This window comes from Streptomyces sp. NBC_01363 (assembly GCF_026340595.1).
GTDB lineage: Bacteria > Actinomycetota > Actinomycetes > Streptomycetales > Streptomycetaceae > Streptomyces.
This window is the reverse complement of the sequence record NZ_JAPEPF010000002.1, coordinates 2,325,873-2,344,439: the sequence shown is the minus strand read 5'-3', so window position 1 is coordinate 2,344,439 and position 18,567 is coordinate 2,325,873. Positions and strand designations below refer to the sequence as shown.

Sequence of the window (18,567 nt, the reverse complement as noted above, 5' to 3'; positions counted from 1 at the left end):
AGGGTGAGTCTGCTGGATGATGCAGCCCGCGTCGAGTCCCTGACCGTGTTGTCCCGGTTCCGGACCGACTTCTACGCCTGCCTGCCGGCACGCGCGGATGCGCTGTTTGAGCTGACCTACGCCCTGCCATGCACGGACGGGCCGGTCAAGACGCTGGTCGACCCGTCCCTGGCGCCCGAGCGCCGACGCGGGCACGGTGCCCTGTACGGCGCCTTGAACCATGGGCGGCTGGATGTGGTACGGCTGCGCAGAACGCTGTCCGGCCTGCCGTTGCCGCGCGCGGCCGACGGACGGATCATGCTGGCCCTGACAGCCTCCCCCTTCGGAGCCGCGCTCGGAGGCTTCCTCCTCGACCGGACCAGTGCCCCCGCCGTCCTCGTCGGCTGCGGTGCGCTGATGATCCTCACCGTCCCACCAGCATCGTTGTAACCGTCGGCCCGCGTCCAGATCAGCGGGGGCCGTCCCGATCCGCCCAGCGAGCCACCCACCGCAAACCGGGCACCGAACTGGTACTCGCCTGCCAGGCCACCTGCTGATCACCCATCAGCCTACCCACCGGGCCAGCACGTCCCGGACTCAATCGCCCCCGAGGTCGTTACTGGTCTTCCGGAACGCGAACCCCTCGCAATCATCGTCCCTTGAACCGAGCCGCACCCAAGTTACTTGTGCGGCGCGGGCCCCGTTGTGGAGCGGATCACCAGTTCGGGATCGAAGAAGAGTTCTCCCGTCGGTACTTCGCGGTTGCTGACGAGCGACAGGACGCTGCGGCCGACTTCGAGGGCGAGCCGGTCGGCCGGCTGTCTCACGGTGGTCAGGGGCGGATCGACAAACTCTGTGATCATGGAGCCGTCGTAGCCCACGACGGAGACATCCCCAGGGACCGAGAATCCCTGCCGGCGGATGCCGCGGATCGCGCCGAGGGCCATGTAGTCGCTGGCTGCGACGATGGCGGTGGCACCGAGCTGCAGCAGGGTATGCGCGGCTGCCTGACCGCCTTCGACGGTGTAGGACTGCCTGATCACCCAGCGTTCGGCGTCCTGGCTGCCCCGTTTGGCCATGGCGTCGAGGAAGCCCTGCACACGCCGGTCGGCCGGGTGGTTGCCGGCTGGCCCGGATGCCATGCCGATGGCGCGGTGACCGAGACGGTGTAGATGGTCCACGGCCAGTTCGGCTGCCAGCGCGTCGTCGGTGGAGAAGACGGGCGCGGGAACGTTGTCGGCGAACCCCCCATTGACACCGATGTACGGGATACGTCGGGAGCGGAGCATCTCGTACGTTTCGGTGTCGGCACCCTCCACGGTGTTGGACGAGGACAGGAACACGACGGCCGCGATGCCCTTGTCGATGATCGAGGCGATGAACTCCCGTTCCTGGACCCCTCCGGGAAACGCCGGGCACAACACGGCCTTGAGTCCGTGTGGTGCCAGTGCCGCCTCGATGCGTTCGGCGACGTCGGCGAAGAAGGGGTTGGAGACGTGCTCGGTGATCACCGCGACCAGTTGGCCCTCCACGGGCCTCTCGTAGCCGAGTTCCGTCATGGCCTTTTCGACGGCGTCCCTGGTCTTCGTCGCCACTCCTTGACGCCGGTTGATGACCCGACTGACGGTGGCCTCGCTCACACCCGCCCGGGCAGCGATCTCAACGATGCCGACCTTCATTCGTCCCCTTTTCACTGGCAGGGTCATGCGGTTTTCCGGATCAAGGCCAGCCCCATGTTCGGCACCGGCAGGTTGTGCAGGCCGGGGGTGAGCGTGATCCGGGTCCGCTCGATGATACGGCCGGAGGGATCACGGATCTCGGCCTCCACCTGCGCTCCCTCATCCTGGACCTCCAGCACCAGCCGGTTCTCGGCAGCCGCGTTGATCAGGACCGTCTCACGATGGACCGCAGGCTGCACCGGTACGGTCCTGTCGCTGAACACGGACACCACGTTCACCCCGTCCGCTCCGGCCCGCACCAGAGTGTAGAGATCGTCAGGGCGGCCGGGCTCGACCATTCCGTCGAGCAGTTGGGGGCGCAGGCGGCGCCACTGGGCCAGCCAGAAGCGGACCGCTTCGGCGTGGTCCTCAGGGAGTGCGTCGAGGCGCACGGAGACCTGCGGAACAGAGTGAAGTGCCCCGATGAGCTGCCGTGCGGCGGTCGTCGCGGGGGCCGTGGTGTCCCACAGCAAGGGGTCGGAGTGGACGACACCGCCAACGGCGAGCAGTGCGGTGTCGATCGTGCGGACGCGGTTAGCCGTGGAGTCGGCCGGGCAGTCGAAGGACCTGAGCATGTTGCCGAACGCGGCCATGCCCGGACCGACGTAGGGTTGACGCAGTTCCAGCAGCAGATCGGATCGCTCGGCGAGCAACGCGGTGCGCAGTTCGGTGAGCAGGAGTGTGAGTGCCTGCCCGACATCGCCCCTGCCGTCGCCTGCGTAGGCCATGGCTTCGTCGAGGAAGTCGACCTTGAGTCCGTCGAGACCGTAGGCGCGCACCAGGCGGACGCACAGGCGGACGACGTGGGAGCGGACTTCGGGGCTGCGGGGGTCGAGGACGTGAGCACCGGGAACCTTGGCGAGGGCCGGGGCGTAGGAAGCCCATTGCTCGTAGCAGTCGGTCCGGGGGCCCAGGAGCAGAGGCGCGACCCAGGCCATGTAGCGCAGTCCGAGTCGGCGTACGCGGGTGACGTGAGTGGCGAAGTCGGGGAATTTGTCGGGGTCGGGGAGCCAGTCCCCCACCCCCGCGTATCCGCGGCCGCTACCGAAACGCTGCCAGCCGTCGTCCAGGATGAGTGTGCCGAAGCCCATGTCCGCGGCGAGTGCGGCCTGCTGCTCGACGGCTGTCGCATCGACCTGCTGGTTGAAGGCGTACCAGGTGCAGTACAGAGGCAGTCGGGCCGCTTCGGGAACTGGCATGGCAGCCGGAGTCTGCTTTTCGTACCAGCCGCGCAGCAGGCGCATGGCCGAGGCAACTGAGGGGCTGCGTGGTACGAAGAGGATGCGGTGCGGTGTGGTGGAAGGCGGCAGTTCGAGGTGGACGACGTGGGTGTCGTTCTCCTCGGAGACTCCGAAGCGCAGGGCGACCTCGGGGACGGGGTCGGCTGCGGCGAATGCGAGCAAAGTGGCGCCCGAGTAGTCGTAGAGGCAGCCGGCGGCAAGGCCGTCGATGAGGCTGACCCTGGACCTGCCTTCCCAGTCGGCGACCAGGGTCCGGCTCCAGCCTGCCTTCGGGTGCCAGTAGCCGGCCGTATCGCCAAGCGGGGCGGAGAGCCGGATCTCCACCGGTGAGCCGGGGGCTTCGACATGCAGCATTCTCAGGCCGCCGGGCACTTCGGACAGTGTCCAGGCAGGGTCGGCGCCCGGGGCCAGGACGGCGATCTCCACGGTGTCGAGCAGTGGCTCGAAGGTGGCGGGCGCCAGTTCCGCAGTGGTGACGGCCTCGGTGGACTGGGTGCTCACGATCACTCCTTGACAGCACCGGCGAGCAGGCCGGAGACGAAGTGGCGTTGAAGGGCCAGGAAGACGATGATCATGGGAATGGCGGCGACGGCCGTTCCGGTGAGGATGGCCCCGTAGTCGGTGTCGTCGACGCCCTGCAGCGAGGCGAGTGCGACGGGAATGGTGAGGGAGGCATTGTCGCGCAGGACGATCAGGGGCCAGATGAAGTCGTTCCACTGGTAGAGGAACAGGAAGATGCCCAGTGCTGCCAGGGCGGGCCTCATCGGCGGCAGGACGACCCGCAGGAACAGACGCAGTTCGCCGCAGCCGTCCATGCGGCCGGAGTCGAGCAGCTCGTCGGGCAGCGCAGCCATCGACTGGCGCATGAGGAAGATGCCGAACGGCAGCGCCAGATTGGGCATGATCACGGCCTGATACGTGTTGAGCCAGTGCAGCTCTGCCATCATCTTGAACAGCGGCACCAGTGTGACCTGGGTCGGGATGACCAGTCCCAGCATCAGCACGCCGAAGAGCGCATCACGGCCCTTGAAACGGTACTTGGTGAACGCGTAGCCGGCCAGGGTGCAGACGGCTCCTGCGCAGACTGTGTAGATGACCGCGATGAGCAGAGAGTTGAGCACGACCTGCCCGAAGGATGCGGTCTCCTGCAGGCTGGAGATGTTCTTGCCTAGGTCCCCGCCGGGAAGAAGTGGCGGCGTGGAGTCGAAGATCTCGTCAGTGCTGTGGGTACTGGCAATGACGAGCCAGTAGAAGGGAAGGAGCACGCCGGCGAGTACGATGGCCAGCCCCGAGGTCAGCAGGATGCCGCGGCCTGGGCGGTGCGGGCCGGTGCGTGGTGCGCGGGCGGCGCCACGTGTGGGGGTCGTCATGATTTGTCTCCCAGGACCCGGAACTGGATCAGGCCGAGGACTCCGATCAGCACCGCAAGGACGTAGGCGATGGCCGACGCGTAGCCGAAGTCGAAGTATGTGAAGGCGTTCTGGTACAGGTACACGCCGATGGTCAGCGTCGCGTTGTCGGGGCCGCCGCGGGTGAGGATGTACGGCTCGTCGAAGATCTGCAGGGTGCCGATGGTGGAGAGCACCGTGGCGAGAAGGATCGCCGGACGCAGTCCCGGAAGCGTCACGTGACGGAAGGACTGCCAGGCTCCGGCCCCGTCGACCGAGGCGGCGTCGTACAGCTCCTTGGGAATGGTCTGCAGGCGGGCCAGCAGAATCACCGCGTTGTAGCCGGTGTAGTGCCAGGTCAGTGCCAGACCGAGGGAGATCTTTGCCCACAGCGGATCAGTCAGCCACGGCACTTCGCCGATTCCGACGAGCGAGAGCAGCCAGTTGACCAGTCCGTACTTCTCGTTGAGCAGGACGGAGAAGATGACACCGTACGCCACGAGGCCGGTGACCATCGGCATGAAGAATCCGAGCCGGAACACCGAGCGCGCCCGCAGGAGGACCGAGTTGAACGCGACGGCCAGGCCAGTGGCAAGCGCCAGCATGATCGGCACCTGGACCACCAGGATGACTGCCGTGTTCTTCAGTGCCGTCCAGAACAGCGGGTCGTCCAGCAGCCGCTTGTAGTTGTCCGCTCCGACGAACGTGTCGACGCCGTCGACCGTCTTGTGGAGGCTGAGAACGAACGACCAGCCGATCGGGTAGAGCTTGAAGGCGGCGAACAGCAGCACGGCGGGCAGGACGAAGGCGTACGGCGCGAGACGGCGGGCGCTCAAGCGCGGCGGTCGGGAGTCGCGCACACCCGCCGATCGCACCGTACGGGTCGGGGAAGTGACAACGCTCATCGGGCGACCTGGCGTCCGGTCTGGGAAGCGAGCTGGTCCGCCGCCGCATGCAGCACCTTGGCCGGGTCGGCGCCCTTGAGCAGCACCTTCGTCTGAGCGTCGGTGACCACCTTGAGCGCTCGGGCATAGTCGGAGGTGTAGTTGAACGCCGGCGAGGGCGCCTTGAGGGCGCCGAAGAAAATCTCACCCTTCTTCTGATCGCCGAAGAACTTCGACGGCTCGTGGAAGACCGGATCGTCGTACGCCTTCAACAGGGCCGGGGCGATCCCCTTGCCCCGGTAGATCTCGACCTGCGACTCGGGCCGCGTCAGCGCGAACTCCACGAAGTTCCAGGCCGCGGCCTGGTGCTTGCTGGTACCGGCGACGGCCAGGTGTGTGGAATTCACGGTGGCGGCGGTGGCCCCGCCGCGGCGTACGGACGGGGGCAGACGCACACCCCACTTGCCCGCCTGGTCGGGGACCGTCTCCTCGATGATGCCGCCGAACCAGGTCGGCCACGGCAGGACCGCCGCCGTTCCCTTCTTGATCGAGCTGATCAGCGCGTTCCAGCCGCCGGAGATGTCGCTGACAAGTCCGGCGTCGTTCATCTTCTTGATGAGCGACATGGCACGCACGGCCTCGGCGGAATCGAGGGTGATGTCGCCGTCGGTGTTGAAATAGAAGCCGCCCTGCAGCTGGAGCAGCAGCTGGAAGAAGTTCGCCGAGTCCTGCTGCGAGGCGGGCTTGTCGATCCCCAGAAGGTACTTGCCCGTCTTCTTCTTGATCTTCTTGCCGGCCTCGATCGCGTCGTCCCAGGTGTCGAGCGCTCCGACATCGACACCGGCCTCCTCGAAGACATCGGCACGGTAGTAGAACCCGGCCGAGTTCGCCTCCCACGGAAGCGCGTTCACCTGTTCGCCCTTGGGCGAGACCGTCTCCCACAGGCCCTTCGCGAAGGAGTCCCGGTACTTGTGGGCTCCCAGCTTGCCGAGATCGGCAAGCTGGCCCGGGAAGCGGTCCACGTATCCGGGCAGGTAGTCGACGCCTATGTGCAGTACGTCCGCGAGGCCCGCCCCTCCGGCTGCCATGCTCGTGGTGATCTTGTCCCAGATCGCCGGGTTCCCGATGTCCTGCACGGTCACCTTGATGTCCGGGTACTTCTTGTTGAACGCCGGAACCAGCGCCCGCAACTCCGCCGCCGGGCCCTGCCAGCTCCACACCGTGATGGAGCCCTTGGTGGCGTCACCGACATCGCCGCCCTGAGCACCCGTGCTGCCGGTGCCGGAGCAGGCGGTCAGGCCGCCGAGGCCCGCTCCTGCGGCAAGTGCGCCGCCCACTCCAAGAACTCTGCGACGACTCATGTCCATGAGATGACCACCTCTGCATGCGGCTCGGGCATCGACCGAACGTCGGGCGATTGCAGGGAAGTTAGCAACCAGCAACACTCACTTGCAATGGTTGATTGAAAACTTTCTGATCGATTCCGCATCGCGGGCTTGCAAGACTATTGCAACCCGCCGAGCGCCGCTGCTAGCTTTCGGCCACTCACTCGAGCCCCGCACTGGAGTACGCCATGAGGCATCGCCGTCCTGCCCGCCTGGCAGTCGTAGCCACACTCGCCACACTCGCCCCGCTCACACCACTGACCCTGGGCAGTCCGGCCATCGCGGCGACCTCAGCGCTGACCCTCAGCAATCCCGGCTTCGAGGACGGCACCACGGGCTGGACGTTCACTTCCGGCACCGGAGTCGCCACCAACGCACCGCACGGTGGCGCAAGGCTCGCGTACCTGGATGCCGGAAGCGGCAAAAAGGTGGCGCAGACCATCACGGCCTCCGGTGACGGTACGTACGACTTCTCCGCCTGGATCGCCACCGGCGGCCCGGGGGGAAGGTTCGTCGCCCGGGTGAACGGCGCGCAGGCCGGTGCGGTGGATCTGCCCAGCCGGTCCGGCTACGCCCGCTACACGATCAGCCGGGTGTCCCTGAAAAGCGGCGACCAGCTGGAGCTCGCCTTCGAGTCCGGCAGCAGCTGGGTCAACGCCGACGACATCATGGTCTCCCCCGCGGCCCCGGTCGACCCGGTGATCTCGTCCTCCGACCCCAAGATCGTCGAGATGTTCGACTGGTCGAAGCGCAAGGCCAACAGCTGGGTCCAGATGCCCGGCACGACCGGTCCGCTGAACGTCGACGAGGGCAACCGGTCCGGAACCGGCACCGGCACGTACGGCCCGTCCTACTGGGCCGGGTATGCGCATCGCAGCGGCTACTACTCACGCGACATGGCTCACCAGCTCGCCGGCGCCTCCGTCCTCGGACTGAACGACGCGAACAAGGCCATGCTGCGTGCCTTTGCCGGCTCCGCGACGTCCGAGCACAAGTACTACCCCGTATGGGCCATCAACTTCGACAACAAGACATACCTCTCGATCGACTACCGGAGCCCAACCTCCTTCGTCCGAGAGGTCCCGGCCACGTTCGAGCTGGTGGAGAAAGCCCATCACGCCTACCGCTGGAGTGGCGACAGCGCCTACGTCAACGACAGCACGCTCTGGGACTTCTACAAGCACGCGACCAAGGACTTCGTCGGACTCCACGACGCCAACAAGCCCAACGGTGTCGCCGAAGGCACCGGCAACGGCATCTTCGCCGGCGCCGCCAGCTACAACGAGGTCGGAGAGGAGCACCTGGCCGAGTCCGGGGACTCCATCGGATCCCAGTACCAGGCATACCGGGCGATGTCCGACCTGGCCGCCGCCAAGGGCGACAAAACCCTGTCCAAGGAGTTCCAGCAGCGGGCCGACAGCCTCAAGGCGTACTTCAACGACACCTGGAGCGGCTCCGGCTCAGGGGCCGCCATGGTCCGCGGCTACACCACCGACGGCAAGGCGCTCACCGGCTGGGGCAAGGAGAACAGCTGGTTCATGCCCATGAAGCAGATCATCAATCCGGGGGCGCGCGCCGACGCCTACCTCGACTATGTCGACGAGCAGGCCGGCGGCAGCGGCAAGCCGTCCAACATAGAGGCGATCAGCTACCTGCCGGACACCTTCTTCGCCTACGAGCACAACGACACGGCCTGGAAGTGGATGCAGTACGTCTACGACAAGCGGAACGACCAGCACCCGGTGTCCAAGCAAGGCCCCAACGGCGACTACCCCGAGGTCTCCTACACCCTGCTGAGCCAGACCGTCGAGGGCCTCATGGGCTTGCAGCCCAACGCCCCGGGGCACGCCCTGAGCACCCAGTCCCGCATGCCTGCCGGAATGGGCTGGCTGCAGATCAAGGACATCAAGATCGGCGGTAACACCTTCACCCTGCGTCATGACGGTGCCACCAAGTCGACCCTGACCAACGCCACGGGTTCGGCCCGCTACAAGTGGGAGGCCCGCTTCCCCGGCAGCCACTCAACGATCAAGGTCAACGGCGTCCCCCAAGCAGTCAAGACGAAGACCGTCAACGGAAAGACCTGCACCTACGCAAAGGTGTCCGTCGCACCCGGACAGAAGGTCACTGTGCAAGTCTCGTAACGAGAAAGTGTCATGAATTGAGCACTGCAGCAGTGCTTGAGGTGACGAGGTCGCAGTTCATGGGCTGTGGCCTCGTACACCTGGACGATCTGGAACACCGACGAGCGGGCAAGTGTCTGGGGTGAGAAGCAGGCCTCCGCCGGCGAGTCCGGCGCCCTGTGCGAGCTCGTCCACCGGATGCGGCTGAGTACCGAACACGAGAGGACGCCGAGGTACCGACGCCCCAGACGCCGGGGGCGGCACGACGACTCGCACGAGGAATCGTCAAGACTTACCGGCGAGCACCGCTTCGAGCTCAATCCCGCGGACGACCTCGGCACCGGCTTCGCCCTGTGGTAGCCGCCCCGCCGACCGGCTGAGCAAGCGCGTGCGCGGTGCCGGCGTCCCGCGTACGCCTCTCACTCTCGGGGTTGTGGGCTGAGTTTTTTGGGGGCCAACCCCACCCGGTTTCGGGTGCTTCGGCCCTGCTCGTCAACGCCACCGGCGACCCCCGCACCCTCTGCGCTGGCGCCGAGGCCATGCGCGAGCAGTGGCCGAGCTCCCGGCTGCTCACCGTGGAGGGTGCCCGCCAGCACGGCCTGTACGGCGAGTACGGCAACGCCTGCGTCGACGAGCGCGTCAACGCCTACCTGCGCACGGGACGACTCCCCGCACACGACCTGACCTGCGAGGCGTAGCCCTGGCAGCGATACCCGGCGACGCGGGCGGTGCCGGCGTCGCCGGGGCGCACACACCGAAACCGGCCTTGGGGAACATCGGCACAGCGGTCTCAGCGACGAAGGTCCGAAACGGCTCGGGCAGCACGATCCCGTGTTCTGCCTCAAAGGCATGGACTGCCTCCCAGCCAAGAACCAGGTCGCCCCCTGATCTCAGCGACGCCAACCGCCTTCTCCGCCCGGAAGCCGATGGGGCGTTTACCTTTCACCAAGCAGAAAGCCTCTCCGCGCAGGAGCGAGAGAAGTTCAACGAGATCACGCGCTCGCCGCACCTTCCGTAGCGGCGGCGGCCGTAACGTGTCCGGCCCGCAACAACGGGGCGGAAAGGGCTTCTGTGAGGCGGTCCAGCCGCGTGTGGAGGGTCCGCACGAGCCGGGCACAGTTCTGGGCGCAGCAGGCGGTTCCTTCCAGCGGTGCGGACGGGCGCCCGGCGGTTTGGCGAAGGACGATGTCGGCGAGGGCGCCGCGGCCGTCGTTCCTCGGCAGGGAGGCGACGTGGCGCCGGACGTCGTCGGCAACCGCGCGGGCGTGTCCGGTCGGCTGAAGAGCGATCTGCTCGTAGTCCCGGGGTGCCAGGTGCGGGTCCTTCCACGCGAGCACGGCGGTGACGAGCGCTTCGTACCGGGCGCGGTCCAGGGGGAGTTCGGCTTCGATCAGGCCTTGGGGGTCGAGGAGCGCGGTGTGGGTGCCGCTCACCTTCGCCTCGCCGTGTCGTCGTGGTCGCCGATGCTGTCGTCCGGGGCCTGAGTGGTGTGGGCAAGGAAGCGGGCGTAGCCGCCTCCGTTGCTGGTGCGCCGGTGTCGTTCGACGCTATGGAGGATGGGCACAGACAGCACCGCGACCGGTTCGTCGTCGGCCTGTGCGACTCCAGGAGCCGGGCCCCGGAGCTCTCATGGCTGATCCAGCGCGCTCACGGTGCCGACGACGGCGACTGCGCAGATCTGGGAGGCATCCGCGGGGGCCTGGGGTGATGTGGACAGGGGGCGACAGCTGGGGTTGAGCATGGATCCGGGCTCGCCAGTATTCGGACCGGTGTCATACAAGCTGACACTCTCGCAGGTGGCCCCGGCGGGCCGCACGGGGCCTGCCGGGAAAGGTTCGGGGGCAGTTCTTAGCCCGACCGTGTGAGGTGCCCGGCCGAAATACAGCTGCGTTGCGCGCCGGTCTGTCCCGCCTGCGGCGGAGGGTGCTTTCGTCTGGGGCCGGATGTGCGACGGCCCCTGGGTCTGTCCTGGCGGCCAGCCGACGTCTGGCCATCCCCAGGCGCTCGCCCGTTCCCTGAGTGCGTGCCGTCCGAAACGCCGAGAGGAGAGGTCGTGGTGGCAGGAAAAGCCGACGAGAACAGTGGGGCAATGTCAGCGCAGCTGCTCAGGGGCCAGAAGGCGCTGGTGACCGGTGCCAACTCGGGTATCGGCGAGGCGACTGCCATTGCTCTGGGCCGGGCCGGAGCGGACGTGGTGGTGAATTACGTCGTCGGTGCGGACGAGGCCGAGAAGGTCTGTGCGCAGATCGAGGGCTTCGGGGTTCGCGCCTACGCCCACGAGGCCGACGTGTCCAACGAGGATCAGGTGGTCGCCATGGTCGCCCGGATGGTCGAGGAGTTCGGAACCATCGACGTCCTGGTGGCCAACGCCGGCCTCCAGCGGGACTCGGCCGTGACGGAGATGACGCTCGCGCAGTGGCAGAAGGTCATCGACGTCAACCTGACCGGGCAGTTCCTCTGCGCTCGGGAGGCCGCCAAGGAGTTCATGCGGCGCGGCGTGGTGGAAGAGGTGTCCCGGTCGGCAGGGAAGATCATCTGCATGAGCTCGGTCCACCAGATCATCCCATGGTCGGGGCACGTGAACTACGCCTCCTCCAAGGGTGGAGTGGGGATGTTGATGCAGACCCTCGCCCAGGAGCTGGCCCCCCATCGGATCAGGGTCAACGCGGTTGCACCCGGCGCGATCCGCACACCGATCAATCGCAACGCCTGGTCAACCCCCGAGGCCGAGGCCGACCTCCTGCGGCTGATTCCGTACCGCCGCGTGGGCGACCCGGACGACATCGCCAACGCCGTCGTCGCCGTGTCCTCGGACCTGCTCGACTACGTCGTCGGCAGCACGCTCTACGTCGACGGTGGGATGACGCTCTTCCCCGGCTTCGCCACCGGAGGCTGATCCCCTGTGCAAGACCATGTGACGCCCGCCGGGTGGTGATCCTCGGCGGGTTTCGCCGGGTTGTTCGCCGCTCGCGCGCCGCGGCGGTCACCGGTCGCGGTGGGCGATCCGCGGCGTCCGCCTTCAGCCCAAGGCGGTTGCTCCGCCGCCTGTGGCCCCGGTGGGCGAACGTGCCGGGCGATCGGGTCGGCAGGAACGTGTCGCGCTTGACCGGGCCGGTGCGGAGCCGCACGCTCCAACGAGTAGGCCAAGACCGCAGGTCACCATCACGCCCACGTTCGAGGACGTCGGCCGGGCGAACCAAGGAGGCCCCGCGTGCAGGAGAGCCGCACCGGACGGCAGCTGACCCTGCGCCGCGGCGCGCACAGTGTGGTCGTCGTCGAGCTGGGCGCGGCGCTGCGGTCGTACTTGGTCGGTGAACGCGCCGTGATCTACGGATTCACCGCAGAGGACCGGATCACCGCCGGGCGCGGCCAGATCCTGGTGCCGTGGCCCAACCGGGTCCGGGACGGTCGGTACCGGTGGGGCGGGCAGGAGCTGCAGTTGCCGCTCACCGAGCCGGCCGGCGGCAACGCCATCCACGGACTGCTCCGGTGGACCTCGTGGCAGGTCGTGGAGGCGAGCAACAGCCGGGCGGTCCTCGACACTTCGCTGTGGCCACAGCCGGGCTACCCTTTCCATCTCCACGTCCGGGTCCAGTACGCCCTGGGTGAGGGCGGGCTCGAGGTCACTGTCACCGCGCGCAACCTCGACGAGAGCGCCGCACCCTACGGCTTCGGCCAGCATCCCTACGTCACGGCGGGCACCGCGGTCGTCGACCAGTCGGTGCTGACCGTCCCCGCCCGGACGTGGCTGCGCACCGATGAGCGCGGCCTGCCGGTGAGCGCCGAGCCGGTTGCCGGGACGCCGTACGACCTGCGTACGCCGCAGGCTGTCGGAGCGCGCCGACTGGACACCCCGTTCGCCGACCTCGACCGGAACACGGACGGGCGGGCCGTGGTTCGCCTGGCTCATCCGTCGGGTTCGTTCGGTACGGACGTGTGGCTCGGTGAGGGAACCGACTACGTGCAGCTCTACACCGGCGACGCCCTCCCACCGGGGGAGCGGCGCCGCGCGGTCGCCGTCGAACCGATGACCTGCCCGCCGGACGCGTTCCGCAGCGGCACGGCGCTCGTCCGCCTCGGCCCGGGTGAGCGGCACACCGTCCGGTGGGGGATTACGCCGTGGGGGGAATGACGGCGCAGTCATGGCCCTCGACTCATTGGGCCGAGGACCACCTCACCCTTCGACGTGGCCCTCGGAGGGACGCCGCACTCGTACAACCCGGGTAGGCCTGATCGCCGCAGCTGCAGCCGTCATTCGGTAGTCGCACGTCGTTCGGTAGACCTCCTTGCGGGCCCGCATAGGGGGCATGCTCGGCGGTGACCCGCAATTCCAGAGGCCCCGGGGAGTGCTTCCTGGACCGCACTGGGCAGCCCCTTCAGCAGGCCCCATCCGACCAGCTCAGAGGCATACTTCTCCTATTCGGTCAGCCCTCGGACGCCGGGGGGACGGACGTCCGCACGTCCCTTGTTCCGGGGTGCGGACGCCGTGCGCGCGGGATAGGCTATTGAGGGCAAGGTCAGGTTCTCCGGGTGGTTTTACAGACGCCCGGTCCGCATTCGCGGTGATCAATTGTGCCTGCGGAGACCTTTGATGTGCGTGGTGCACTCCTTCGTATTCGCAGGAGTGAGTAGCTGCCGTTTCCCTTCTTCGAAGGCGTGCCTCGCGCTTTGGGCGCCGTGGTGGTGCTGCCTCGGGGTCCGCAGCTTTGTGTCCCTGAAATGGAGTTCGGGATGAGAGTTGTCGTTGATCTTTCCCGGTGTCAGGGGTATGCGCAGTGCGCGTTCCTGGCTCCTGACACGTTCCGGATGCACGGTGAAGAAGCGCTGATGTACAACCCGAACCCCGACGATGGTCAGCGCGAGCAGGTGCTGCGTGCCGCGGCAGCCTGCCCGCTCCAGGCGATTCTGGTCGAGCAGTTGGAGGGGCGGGACGCGCCGGTGGGGACGTCGCAGTCATGACCAGCGCCGATACCCTGAAGGGGTTCAAGCGCGACGGCCGCGTCGTGATCGTCGGGGCGTCACTGGCGGGACTGCGAGCCGCGGAGGCTCTGCGCGACGAGGGGTTCACCGGCTCCTTGACCATGATCGGTGACGAGTTGGGTGAGCCCTATGACCGGCCCCCGCTGTCCAAGCAGGTGCTGACGGGGTGGGTGCCGGCCGGGGGCACCACGCTGCCGCGACGTCGTGACATCAATGCGGAGTGGCTGCTGGGCGTGCCCGCCGACGGGCTGGACCTGGCGACCAACCATGTGCATCTCGCCGACGGCCGCGAGGTTCCTTTCGACCGAGTTCTGATCTCCACCGGGGTACGGGCCCGGCCTTGGTTCGTCGAGACCGAAGCGGCCCTGGACGGAGTGTTCGTCGTGCGCACGCGCGAGCACGCCGACGGCCTGCAGCGAGCCCTCGCCTCCGGGCCCTCCCGCGTGCTGGTCATCGGCGCGGGCTTCACGGGCTCCGAGATCGCCTCTATCTGCCGCGAGCGGGATATCCCGGTGACCGTCGCCGAGCTCGCGCCGGCCCCGCTGGTCGGGGCGCTCGGCGCCGTGATCGGTGATGTCGCGGCGGACATGCAGCGCGCCCATGGCGTCGACCTGCGCTGCGGTGTCAAAGTCACCCAGCTGGAGGGCGACGCGCAGGGGCGCTTTCACCGCGCCCACTTCGACGACGGCAGCACCATCGACGCCGACGTGGCGGTGGTGGCGCTCGGCGGCATCCGCAACACCGAGTGGCTGCGCGACTCGGGACTGGCGGCAGGCCCATGGGGTATCGCCTGCGACACGGGCTGCCGCGCCCTCGATCTGAACGGCCTGATCACCGATGACATCTTCGTCGCCGGAGACGTGGCACGTTGCCCGAACCCGATCTACGAGTACCGGCTCATCTCGCTGGAGCACTGGGTCAACGCTGTGGAGCAGGCCCAGGTCGCGGCGCACAACATGGTCAGCGCTCAGGCGGACCGCTGGCCGCACCTGTCCATCCCGACGTTCTGGTCGATCCAGTTCGGCGTCAACATCAAGTCCGTTGGTGTACCGACTTTCGCCGACGAGGTCGTCGTCACCCAGGGGTCGGTGCCCGACCGCCGCTTCGTCGCCGCGTACGGCTACCAGGGCCGCGTCACCGCGGCGGTCAGTTTCAACAACGCGAAGTGGCTGGACCACTACCGGCAGTTGATCGAGACGGCCGCGCCCTTCCCGCCGCCCTGCCCCACGCCCGACGAACCCGTCGACGCGAAGCCGGTGCCTGTCGACTTCCCCGGCCCCAGGCTGCTCGCCCAGGGCGCCACGGTGGTCGTCACCGGGCACGACCCGGGCGAGCGGCGCGTCACGGCCGCGTGGCAGCACCGGTAGGAGGGAAAGCGACATGACCACGACCGAGACGCCCGACATCCTGCGCCGGATCCTCGATTACTCCGCCCGGGCTGACCCATATCCGCTGTACGCCGAGCTGCGCGAGACGCCGGTGGCCCTGCAGGAGGATGGCAGCTACGTCATCAGTGCCTACCGCGAGCTCACCGGCATACTGCACGACCCGCACCTGAGCTCCGATGTCCGCCACCTGTCGCGGCCGATGGCCGCGGCCGAGGCACGTACCACGCCGTCGTTCATCAACCTCGACCCGCCCGAGCACGACCGCCTGCGGCGCCTGGCGATGCGTCACTTCGGCCCCCCGCACACCCCGGGTCTGGTGACCGGCATGGAACCCGACCTGACCGCCACCGTCAGCGGCCTGATCGACGACTTCGCGGGCAAACAGCAGATCGACATCGTCGACGACTTCGCCTACCCGTTTCCCGTCACCGTGATCTGCCACCTGCTCGGCGTGCCGCGCGAGGACGAACCGCAGTTCCACGTGTGGGTGAACGCCATCATCGACTCGCTCGACTACGACCCCAGGACCGACCCGAAGGAGAAACTGGACAACGGCGTGCAGGCCACCACTGACCTGCGCGAGTACCTCGGCGGGCTGCTGGAGCAACGCCACGGCCGGCCCGGCGACGACCTGCTGACACGGCTGGCCAACGATGACGGGCCCGACGGGCGGATGACCGACGACGAAATCGTCAGCACCGCGAACCTACTGCTCATCGCCGGCCACGAGACCACCGTCAACCTCATCGCCAACGGCATGCTGACGCTCCTGCGCCACCCGCGGGTGCTGCAGCGGCTGCGCGACGAACCGGACCTGATCGTGCCGCTGGTCGAGGAACTGCTGCGCTACGAACCCCCCGTGCACATCATTCCCTGGCGGGCGGCGTACAGCGACATCACCGTCGCCGACACCGTCATCCCCAAGGGCTCGCAGATCATGCTCATGCTGGCCTCGGGCAGCCGCGACCCGGACCGCTTCCACGATCCCGACCGCTTCGACCCCGATCGCCAGGACAACCAGCACCTGGGCTTCGGCAGTGGCATCCATCTGTGCTTCGGCGGCCCGCTGGCCCGACTGGAAACCCAGATCGCACTGACCGAACTGGTACGCCGCCTGGACCGGCCGAGGCTGGTCGCCGACCCGCCACCGTACCGGCCCAGCCCCATCCTGCGAGGTCCCATCCATCTGCACATCGAGCAGAGCCAGTGATGAACGCGGCAGCCGAGGGCAGCAGCAATGCGCGCCGGCGCCCCGCTCACCTCAGTGGTGACCTCTACCTGGAGAAGAACCCTTCCGAGACCTCGGAGCCGCAATGGACCGTTACCCTCCCATCGCCGAACACGGCCTGGTGGGTGACCTGCAGACCGCCGCGCTCGTCTCGTCGCAGGGCGTCGTCGACTGGTTCGCCGCTCCCAGGTTCGATTCGCCCAGCATCTTCGCGGCCCTGCTCGACCACGACCGCGGCGGGTACATGCGGCTGGCCCCCGAGCATTCCGACGGGACCTGCAAGCAGCTCTACTACCCTGACACCGCCATCCTCGTCACCCGGTTCCTGTCGCCGGACGGAGTGGGCGAGGTGGTCGACTTCATGTCCCCGGACCGGACCCGCGCCGCCACCGACCGGCACACCCTGGTCCGCGGCGTCCGTACCGTGCGGGGGACCGTCGACTTCACCCTTGAGTGCCGGCCGCGCTTCGACTACGGCCGGGCCGAGCACGAGCTCGAACTCGGCGGGAACGGCGCTCTGTTCCGGGCCCCCGGGATCGACGGGCACCTGCAGTCCACCTTTCCGCTGGAGCGGGACGGCCGGGACGTGCGCGGAAGGGTGACACTGAGCGCCGGCGAGTCCGGCGGTGCCGTCTTCACCGTCTGCGCGTCCGACGGCGAGGCGCCCGCACCCCCCACGGTCGAAGGGCTCAACGGGCAATTCGACGAAGTCGCCCAGTTCTGGCGGCACTGGCTGAGCCGGTCCCGCTACCGGGGACGGTGGCCCGAGCTGGTGCACCGCTCGGCCATCACCCTCAAACTCCTCACCTACGCCCCCACCGGCGCGCTGATCGCGGCGGCCACCACGGGCCTGCCCGAGCAGGTCGGCGGAGAGCGGAACTGGGACTACCGGTTCACCTGGGTACGCGACGGCTCGCTGTCCGTGCGGGCCATGCTGGACCTCGGCTTCGTCGAGGAGGCCACCGCCTTCGTCCACTGGCTGGTCAACAGGCTGCGGGAGCGCAAGGGCAAGGAGGAGGAGCCGCTCCAGACCATGTACCGGATCGACGGCAGCCCCGACCTGCCGGAAGAGACACTCGATCACTTCGAGGGCTACCGCGGCTCTTACCCCGTCCGCATCGGCAACGGCGCCGCCGACCAGCTCCAGCTGGACATCTACGGCGAAGCCCTCTACGCGGTGTCCCAGGGTGCCGAGATCGCGCAGCAGGCCAGTTTCGAGGGATGGCAGGCGCTCACCAGGACGCTGGACTGGTTCGCAGACACCTGGGACCGGCCGGACGAGGGCATCTGGGAGACCCGCGGCGGTCGCCAGGACTTCACCTACAGCCGGGTGATGTCGTGGGTTGCCTTCGACCACGGGCTGCGTCTGGCCGAGTCCTTCCGCAGGCCGGCCGCCCTGGAGCGGTGGCGCGAGGCGAGGGACGCCGTATTCGAGCAGATCATGGAACGCGGCTGGAGCGAGAAGGAGCGCGCCTTCGTCCAGCACTACGACGGCAAGGTCCTGGACGCCTCGCTGCTACTCATGCCCAGGGTCGGGTTCATCGCTCCCCGGGACCCGGCGTGGCTCTCCACGCTCGACGCGATGGACCGCAAGCTTGTCTCCGACAGCCTTGTCTACCGCTACGACCCGGCGGCATCGCCGGACGGGCTGCGCGGCTCGGAGGGCACATTCAGTCTGTGCACCTTCCTCTACGTCGACGCGCTCGCCCGGGCGGGGCGGCTGGACCAGGCCCGCTACACCTTCGAGAAGATGCAGACCTACGCCAACCACGTAGGGCTGTTCGCCGAGGAGATCGGCCCGAGCGGGGAGCAACTGGGCAACTTCCCGCAGGCGTTCACCCATCTGTCCCTGATCATGGCCGCCATCACCCTCGACGAGGCGCTCGACGCGGAGAAGGCGCTGAGCTGACCCACGGTCACGCATGCGCGTCCGGCAGGCGGCCCACAGCTGACCGCGGCGGAGTTCGATGTGCTGTACCGGCGACTGCTCTCGCGCGCACCGCGTCGCCCAGGGCAACCGGACAACCAGGTCGTCGCCGAGCCGCCACAGCCAACATCCGCAAACCCGCCGACAAGCTCACCGAACATCGCCGTGCGGATCTGGATGCCCACGACATGCGCTGGTAACAGGGGCAGAGGGGTTCTCCGGGACCTGAGCGGGCTCGGATCCACACCGGCATCCGTCCCGCTTCGCGTCGTCCCGAACTCGGATGGTCCAATCATCAGGATGTTCTGTGTATCTTTTGCTGTGAA

14 protein-coding genes and 3 pseudogenes are annotated in these 18,567 nt (G+C 67.9%); 10 read left to right on the top strand and 7 right to left on the bottom strand.

Annotation, left to right across the window (positions count from 1 at the left end; translation table 11 throughout):
* Nucleotides 1-39 precede the first annotated feature (39 nt).
* Nucleotides 40-309, top strand: a pseudogene (locus OG611_RS38175) (transposase); the annotation flags it as partial.
* 350 nt (nucleotides 310-659) lie between these two features.
* Here the strand turns inward: OG611_RS38175 and OG611_RS38170 are convergent.
* Genes OG611_RS38170 through OG611_RS38150 form a run of 5 tightly spaced genes read right to left on the bottom strand, consistent with a single transcriptional unit; the run spans nucleotide 660 to nucleotide 6,577 of the window.
* Complete coding sequence (locus OG611_RS38170) at nucleotides 660-1,658, bottom strand: LacI family DNA-binding transcriptional regulator (RefSeq protein WP_266430939.1); 999 nt, start codon at nucleotides 1,656-1,658, stop codon at nucleotides 660-662.
* Between the two features lie 23 nt (nucleotides 1,659-1,681).
* On the bottom strand, nucleotides 1,682-3,439 hold the full coding sequence (locus OG611_RS38165; RefSeq protein WP_266430937.1) for an alpha-galactosidase: 1,758 nt from the start codon (nucleotides 3,437-3,439) through the stop codon (nucleotides 1,682-1,684).
* A gap of 2 nt (nucleotides 3,440-3,441) precedes the next feature.
* The gene (locus OG611_RS38160) at nucleotides 3,442-4,308 is read right to left on the bottom strand and encodes a carbohydrate ABC transporter permease (protein ID WP_266430935.1); all 867 of its coding nucleotides are present in this window, start codon (nucleotides 4,306-4,308) and stop codon (nucleotides 3,442-3,444) included.
* Nucleotides 4,305-5,231: a carbohydrate ABC transporter permease gene (locus OG611_RS38155; RefSeq protein WP_266430933.1), complete on the bottom strand. Its 927-nt coding sequence runs from the start codon at nucleotides 5,229-5,231 to the stop codon at nucleotides 4,305-4,307. The genes OG611_RS38160 and OG611_RS38155 overlap by 4 nt, the downstream gene beginning before the upstream one ends.
* Nucleotides 5,228-6,577 (bottom strand): ABC transporter substrate-binding protein, encoded by a 1,350-nt coding sequence (locus OG611_RS38150; RefSeq protein WP_266430931.1) that lies wholly within the window; start codon nucleotides 6,575-6,577, stop codon nucleotides 5,228-5,230. Before OG611_RS38150 ends, OG611_RS38155 begins: the two co-directional genes overlap by 4 nt.
* A 206-nt stretch (nucleotides 6,578-6,783) precedes the next feature.
* On the opposite strand from OG611_RS38150, the gene OG611_RS38145 reads away from it, so the two are divergent.
* The 3 genes and pseudogenes from OG611_RS38145 to OG611_RS38135 form a co-directional block, all read left to right on the top strand.
* A complete protein-coding gene (locus OG611_RS38145; RefSeq protein WP_266430929.1) occupies nucleotides 6,784-8,739 on the top strand; it encodes a hypothetical protein in 1,956 nt (651 codons plus the stop codon).
* A gap of 66 nt (nucleotides 8,740-8,805) precedes the next feature.
* Nucleotides 8,806-9,078: a hypothetical protein gene (locus OG611_RS38140; RefSeq protein WP_266430928.1), complete on the top strand. Its 273-nt coding sequence runs from the start codon at nucleotides 8,806-8,808 to the stop codon at nucleotides 9,076-9,078.
* A 122-nt stretch (nucleotides 9,079-9,200) separates the two neighbouring features.
* Nucleotides 9,201-9,416: pseudogene (locus OG611_RS38135) on the top strand (alpha/beta hydrolase); the annotation flags it as partial.
* Between the two features lie 91 nt (nucleotides 9,417-9,507).
* On the opposite strand, the pseudogene OG611_RS38130 reads toward OG611_RS38135, so the two are convergent.
* Both OG611_RS38130 and OG611_RS38125 read right to left on the bottom strand, forming a co-directional pair.
* Nucleotides 9,508-9,621, bottom strand: a pseudogene (locus tag OG611_RS38130) (SMI1/KNR4 family protein); the annotation flags it as partial.
* Nucleotides 9,622-9,710: 89 nt separating this feature from the next.
* The gene (locus tag OG611_RS38125) at nucleotides 9,711-10,151 is read right to left on the bottom strand and encodes a restriction endonuclease (RefSeq protein ID WP_266430927.1); all 441 of its coding nucleotides are present in this window, start codon (nucleotides 10,149-10,151) and stop codon (nucleotides 9,711-9,713) included.
* Between the two features lie 656 nt (nucleotides 10,152-10,807).
* On the opposite strand from OG611_RS38125, the gene OG611_RS38120 reads away from it, so the two are divergent.
* The 6 genes from OG611_RS38120 to OG611_RS38095 all read left to right on the top strand — a co-directional run bounded on the left by OG611_RS38120 (nucleotide 10,808) and on the right by OG611_RS38095 (nucleotide 18,223).
* Nucleotides 10,808-11,614 carry an SDR family oxidoreductase gene (locus tag OG611_RS38120; protein ID WP_266430926.1) on the top strand — a complete coding sequence of 269 codons (807 nt, stop codon included), beginning with the start codon at nucleotides 10,808-10,810 and terminating at the stop codon, nucleotides 11,612-11,614.
* 315 nt (nucleotides 11,615-11,929) lie between these two features.
* Entirely contained in the window at nucleotides 11,930-12,850 is a 921-nt protein-coding gene (locus OG611_RS38115) for an aldose 1-epimerase family protein (RefSeq protein WP_266430924.1), read from the top strand.
* Nucleotides 12,851-13,449: 599 nt separating this feature from the next.
* Nucleotides 13,450-13,677: a ferredoxin gene (locus OG611_RS38110; RefSeq protein WP_266430922.1), complete on the top strand. Its 228-nt coding sequence runs from the start codon at nucleotides 13,450-13,452 to the stop codon at nucleotides 13,675-13,677.
* A complete protein-coding gene (locus OG611_RS38105; RefSeq protein WP_266430920.1) occupies nucleotides 13,674-15,065 on the top strand; it encodes an NAD(P)/FAD-dependent oxidoreductase in 1,392 nt (463 codons plus the stop codon). Before OG611_RS38110 ends, OG611_RS38105 begins: the two co-directional genes overlap by 4 nt.
* 13 nt (nucleotides 15,066-15,078) lie before the next feature.
* Nucleotides 15,079-16,296 carry a cytochrome P450 gene (locus OG611_RS38100; RefSeq protein ID WP_266430918.1) on the top strand — a complete coding sequence of 406 codons (1,218 nt, stop codon included), beginning with the start codon at nucleotides 15,079-15,081 and terminating at the stop codon, nucleotides 16,294-16,296.
* A 103-nt stretch (nucleotides 16,297-16,399) separates the two neighbouring features.
* Nucleotides 16,400-18,223, top strand: coding sequence for a glycoside hydrolase family 15 protein (locus tag OG611_RS38095; RefSeq protein ID WP_266430916.1), 1,824 nt, complete (start codon nucleotides 16,400-16,402; stop codon nucleotides 18,221-18,223).
* The last annotated feature ends 344 nt before the right edge of the window (nucleotides 18,224-18,567 follow it).